At 33.4% G+C, this 6,666-nt stretch carries 4 protein-coding genes; all 4 read left to right on the forward strand.

Annotated features, from left to right (window positions below; translation table 11 throughout):
* The first annotated feature begins 8 nt into the window (after positions 1-8).
* Positions 9-1,862, forward strand: coding sequence for a hypothetical protein (locus AC4FQX_RS13365; RefSeq protein WP_491168210.1), 1,854 nt, complete (start codon positions 9-11; stop codon positions 1,860-1,862).
* 39 nt (positions 1,863-1,901) lie between these two features.
* Positions 1,902-3,758, forward strand: a complete 1,857-nt coding sequence (locus AC4FQX_RS13370) for a hypothetical protein (RefSeq protein WP_491168211.1) — start codon at positions 1,902-1,904, stop codon at positions 3,756-3,758.
* Between the two features lie 97 nt (positions 3,759-3,855).
* On the forward strand, positions 3,856-5,331 hold the full coding sequence (locus tag AC4FQX_RS13375) for a leucine-rich repeat domain-containing protein (RefSeq protein ID WP_491168212.1): 1,476 nt from the start codon (positions 3,856-3,858) through the stop codon (positions 5,329-5,331).
* A 90-nt stretch (positions 5,332-5,421) separates the two neighbouring features.
* Positions 5,422-6,666, forward strand: a 1,245-nt coding sequence (locus AC4FQX_RS13380; protein ID WP_491168213.1) for a leucine-rich repeat domain-containing protein, incomplete at its 3' end; no start/stop codon positions are given.

Here is a 6,666-nt window from a genome sequence, read left to right on the forward strand (position 1 = left end):
TAAGACAGATGAAAATTACCTATACCTCTATTTTTACCATTATAAGCTTTTTTATTACAACAGTGTTGTTTTCTCAAGAGTTTAGCGATCAGGAGACGGGTTTTGATGTGGAGCAGGCTACAGCAGAATTAAAAGAACAGGGGATTACAGATCCCGAAGCACTCAGCTATGAAATCGATGGGTTGCGTGAAATGCATATAGCAAAGTTTCTAGCGATGAAAGAAATTGAGGATGCTATTTTGCAAAAAATAGAGTTGGAGCAAAATTTAAAAAGCAGAAGAACCAGAAGCGGTGGAGTTCTTGAAGTTCCTCAATCTGAAAAAGACGCATTAATTGCATTATACAACAGTACTAACGGTGCTGGCTGGACAAGAAAAGCCGGATGGGATTTTAATACTCCCGTTACCAATGCCTGGTATGGTGTTACGGTAACGGACGGACATGTGACTATTTTGAATCTGTCAAGCAATAATTTAGTAGGGGTAATTCCTCCGGAAATCGGGCAACTTAAATATTTACAGTCTTTAAATTTTGGAGCTTTAGGATCCAGAATACCTGGATTAAATGGTTCCATACCTCCAGAAATTGGAGAGCTGACTCAGCTTTTGAGTTTGGATTTGTCTTATAATAAGTTGACTGGTAGTATTCCGTCTGAAATACAAAAATTGATTCAGTTGCAGTATCTAAATTTACAAAGGAATCTGTTATCGGGCAGTATTCCTTCAGAAATCGGGCAGTTAACGAATCTGAGCGGATTGAATTTAATTTATAATGCTTTAACAGGTTCTATTCCTTCAGAAATAGGTCAGTTGACTAATTTGAGTGCATTAGATTTAAGTCGTAATGCTTTAACAGGTTCTATTCCGTCAGAAATAGAACAATTAATTAAGCTGAGAAGTATAGTTTTAAGTCGTAATCAATTATCCGGACCAATACCTTTGACAATCACTAAAATGACGAATCTAACAGGATTGTATCTGAATAGTAATAAGTTGACGGGTTCTATCCCTTCCGAGCTGGTACAGCTTTCATGGCTTCAGTATTTGGATTTGGGATATAATCAATTATCCGGTTCGATTCCTCCAGAAATCGTGCAGTTGCCCCAGCTTAAAAAATTATTATTAGGTTCTAATAAACTAGTAGGTGCTATTCCCGATTTTAGTCGTTTGCCTCTAGGTTGCTGGATTCGGATTTTTGGTTCAAACTTTCGTTTTGCAGATTTAACTCAGTTTCTTTCCGGAAATTGGAATGTTGCTTACAATGTTCAGAATAAGATAGATAGTGCCACAGAAATTAGGCCTGGTATTGGAACTAGTGTTACAATGAAGATGTATGAAGACGATCGTTTTTTGCCGGATGAAACCTTTCAATGGTATAGAAAAGGACGACCAATTGAAGGAGCTACATCAAGACATTATACCATTCCCGCTGTTACTTCTGCCGATAGTGGAATGTATTATTATTGTTTAGCGCAACATCCGGTACTTACTTCTGCTGTCAAGAATAATATGACAGATTTAATTTTACAACGATCAGATATCTACCTTAGAGCAGTTCCTTGTACTACAGTAAAGGGCAGTATTATTTCTACTCCAATCAGTTTATTTGAAGGAAATACTGCTGTTTTTTCTTTTCAGACAACAGCTGTTAATTTAACCTATGAATGGAGCTTTTATAAAGCAGATAACACTATTGACTCAGAGATAACTACAGCTACTGCAGAAAAGACGTATACAGTTCCTGGTGATCATAAAGTGAGTCTGGAGATTACTAATGTAAATGGCTGTACTACCACTTTTGATAAAGTAATTACTGTTAATCCATGTATTCCTGTTATCGGAAAAATAAAAATAAGTAAATAAAAAAGATAGATTTAAGAATAGTCTGTAATTCAATATAATATGGTAAATAGTTTTAGAATAAAAACACACTGGATTCTCACATTTTGCACGGTGCTGTTATCCTTTGTTTCCTTTGCTCAGGAGCTAAGCGATCAAGAAACTGGTTTCGATGTAGAGCGAGAAATTCTGCAACTAAAAGAGCGAGGTATAACCGATGCCGAAGAGCTTGCTCAAGGAATTGCCATGATACGGGAAATGCATATCCAACAGTATGTAGTAATGAAAGAGATTGAGAATGCTATTTTGCAAAAAATAGAGTTGGAGCAAAATTTAAAAAGCAGAAGAACCAGAAGCGGGGCAGTCACAGATATTCCTCAATCTGAAAAAGATGCTTTACAGGCTTTGTATAATAACACTAATTATACTGGTTGGACAAGAAAAAAAGGTTGGGATTTTGAGACTCCCGTTACGAACAGTTGGCAGGGTGTTACAGTAAGTAATGGACATGTGACTAGTTTAAGTTTCAGAAGGAATAATTTAAAAGGAGTAATTCCACCAGAGATTGGACAATTGAAATATTTAAGGATTTTAGATTTAGCCGAAAATCAATTATTTGGCAGTATACCTCCAGAAATAGGACAACTTCAAGATTTACTCATTTTAAATTTATTCAGCAATAAATTAGTAGATAAGATACCTTTAGAAATAAAGGAACTAACAAAACTTCAAGTTTTGAGTTTTGAGTTCAACCAACTAACAGGCAGTATACCACCAGGCATTGGACAACTTCAAGATTTACGTCAGATAACTTTCAGGTCTAACAGACTGACAGGGAAAATTCCGCCTGAAATAGGACAATTAAAATCTTTAACCCACTTAAATTTACTTTCTAATGGACTATCAGGTAGTATACCTCCGGAAATTGGTGAGCTTAAAAATTTACTCCTTTTACATTTATGGTTTAATCGTCTGACAGGAGAAATTCCAGCAGAAACGTGGTCGTTTAGAAAACTCCAGATTTTAAGTTTAGGATACAATAATTTAACAGGTTCTATTCCTTCAATACTAGGACAATTTTCAGAGCTTACCTATTTAGATATGGAAATAAATCAATTAAAAGGGATTATACCTCCGGAAATAGGAAATTTAACAAAACTTAAACGGCTCAATATATCCTCTAATTCATTTGAAGGTGTTGTACCTGATTTAAGTAAATCCTCTCAATTAGCCGAATTATATATATCTAAGAACAATTTCCGTTTTTCTGATTTTGCAGATCAGTTTCCATTTTATAACACTAAAATCAGTTCTTTTCGGTATGAGGCTCAAGCCAAAACGGATACTCAAAAAACAGTTACCGGAGGTTCCGGAACAAGTATTACAATGACGATGTATGAGGATAATCGTTTTACTGCAGAAGAGACTTATCAATGGTATAAAAACGGACAAGCAATTACAGGAGCTATCAATAGAGAATATACGATATCCGATTTAAAAGCCTTAGATGCGGGAAGTTATCATTGTATTGCCAGACATCCTGAAATAACAAATCCTTCCGATCGATTTAAAAATTTACAATTAGTTCGAAATATGATTCATTTAAAAATAGTACCCTGCACTCCAATCTCAGGAAGTATTGTGCCTGATTCAACTAATTTATTTGAAGGGAATACAGCTGTTTTTTCATTTAGTACAACAGCAGTTGATTTAACCTATAAATGGAAGTTCTATAAGACAGATAATACGATTGACTCAGAGATAACTACCACTACCGTTGAAAAGGCCTATACAGTACCTGGTGAATATAAAGTGAGTCTGGAAGTTACCGATGTAAATAGCTGTACAACCACTTTTGATAAAGTAATTACTGTTAATCCCTGTATTCCTGTTATCGGAAAAATAAAAATAAATAAATAAAAATAAATAAAAAAGATAGATTTAAGAGTAGTCTGTAATTCAATAGAATATGATAAATAGTTTTAGAATAAAAACACACGGGATAATCACTTTTTGCATGTTGCTGTTTTCCTCTGTCTCTTTTTCTCAGCAGTTAAGCGATCAGGAAACGGGTTTTGATATAGAGCAGGTTACTGCACAATTAAAAGAACACGGTATTACTAATACTGAAGAGCTTACCCAAGAAATTGCTATTATGCGGGAAATGTATATAAGAAAGTATATAGTAATGAAAGAAATTGAGAACGCCGTTTTGCAAAAAGAGAAGCAGGAACAAAAATCCAAAATTAGTCGTTCTCGTTTTACCAGAAATACTGTTGTAGATATTCCTCCATCCGAAAAAGAGGCGTTACGAGCTTTGTATAATAGCACTAACGGTGCTAACTGGAATAATAAAACAGGTTGGGATTTTAATACCCCTGTCACTTCATGGGATAGAAGTAAACTTACCGGTTGGTATGGGGTAAAGGTATCTAATGGTCATGTAGTAGAAATAGTGCTAGATCATAATGGGTTAAGTGGAGTAATTCCACCTGAGATAGGTAATCTAAGCAAGCTTATTGATTTAAATTTCTCTTCAAATTCAATAGGAGGATCATTACCAACTACTTTAGGTAATTTATCTCAACTACAATTTTTTTGGTTCGTAAGCAATAAATTAGAAGGAATTATTCCTAGTTCTATTGGTAACCTTTCAAAATTAGAAAATTTATTACTAGATGGGAATAATCTTACAGGAGAAGTACCTTCCAGTTTTCAATCTTTAAGTAGTTTACGTTTTTTACGTTTAAATAATAATAAACTAAGTAGAATACTGCCTGATTTAAGTAATTTACCTCAATTATATGGACTCCAAATAAATAATAATAATTTCTATTTCTCTGATTTTGCGGATCAATTTTCATTTTATCAAAAGAAGATTTCCTTTTTTAAATATGTCCCTCAAGCTAAAACCGATACCCAAAAAACAATTACTGAGTTTTCGGGGAAAAGTATAACATTAAGTATGTTTGAGGATGATCGTTTTACTGCAGAAGAAACCTATCAATGGTATAAAGACGGAGAAGTTATTGAAGGAGCAACCCAAAGACAATATCTAATATCCAATTTAAAAATGTTAGATGAAGGAAGTTATTATTGTATTGCAAAACACCCAGTAATTACAGGTTCTTCTGTTTCATCTAAAAATCTAATATTAACCCGTAATATTATTTTTTTAAGAGTAAAGGACTGTATTACAGCAGTAGGAAATATAACATCTAGTTTGAACTCTTTATTTGAAGGGAATACCATTACTTTTTCTTTTCAGACAACTACTGTTGATTTAACGTATAAATGGATATTCTATCAGACAGATAATACTATTGATTCGGAGATAACTACAGCTACCGCTGAAAAGATCTATACAGCCCCTGGTGAATATAAAGTGAGTCTGGAGATTACCAACTCCATTGGCTGTACAGCTGTTTTTGACAAAGTAATTACTGTTAATTCATGTATTCCGGTCATTGGGAAAATAAAAATAAAGCAATAAAAATAAAGATAGATTTAAGAATAGTCTGCAATTCAATATAATATGATAAATATTTTTAGAATAAAAACACACTGGATCATCACTTTTTGCATGATGCTGTTTTCATCTGTTTCTTTTTCTCAGGAACTTAGTAATCAGGAGATAGGTTTTGATAGAGATCGAGAGATTCTGCAATTAAAAGAGAGGGGGATTAATGATGCTAAAGAGCTTAGCAGAGAAACCGAAGTGAGACGAAAAATGCAGATTGCTGAGTATCTGATAATGAAAGAAATTAAGGATACTATTTTGCGAAAAATTGAGAGGGAGCAAAGTATAAAAAGCAGAAGAATTAGAAATGACGTGGTTACAGGCGTCCCTCAATCTGAAAAAGATGCACTATTAGCGTTATATAATAGCACCAATGGCACTGGTTGGAAAAACAAAACAGGCTGGGATTTTAATAAACCCGTTACTAACAGTTGGTATGGTGTTACAGTAAGTAATGGACATGTGACTTCATTGAATTTACCAACTAATAATTTGGCAGGAGTAATTCCACCGGAAATAGGACAATTAAGTTATTTAACTAGTTTAAATTTATATAGAAATTTTTTAATAGGTAATATACCTGTAGAGATTGGACAACTTAAAAATCTACAAATTTTAAATTTTGGATCTCCATATTCCGAAAATAATTCATTAACAGGTAGTATACCTTTAGAAATAGGACAACTTCAAAAGTTACAGATTTTAGATTTGAGTTGGAATAAACTAACAGGAGTTATACCTTCAGAAATAGGACAGCTTTTGCAAATTCAAGATTTAAAGTTAAATAAAAATTTTTTAATAGGTGAAATACCGGCTGAGATATGGCAACTTACTGAACTTCGATTTTTAAATTTATCAAATAATAGTTTAATCGGGGTTATGCCTCCGGAGATTAGACAACTTCAAAAGTTACAGATTTTGTATTTATTCGGAAATAATTTAGCTGGTAGTATACCTTCGGAGATTGGACAACTTCAAAAGTTACAGATTTTATATTTATTCGGAAATAATTTAGCTGGTAGTATACCTTCGGAGATTGGACAACTTCAAAAGTTACAGATTTTAGATTTGAGTTTGAATAAACTAACAGGAGTTATATCTTCAGAAATAGGACAGCTTTTGCAAATTCAAGATTTAAATTTAAGTCGTAATCTTTTAATAGGAACTATTCCTCTGGAAATAGGACAGCTTTTGCAACTTCAAACTTTAGATTTAAGTCATAATCTTTTAATAGGAACTATTCCTCTGGAAATAGGACAGCTTTTGCAACTTCAAACTTTAGATTTAAGTCATAATCTTTTAATAGGA

It is taken from the genome of Flavobacterium sp. AK-301 (genome assembly GCF_058310215.1).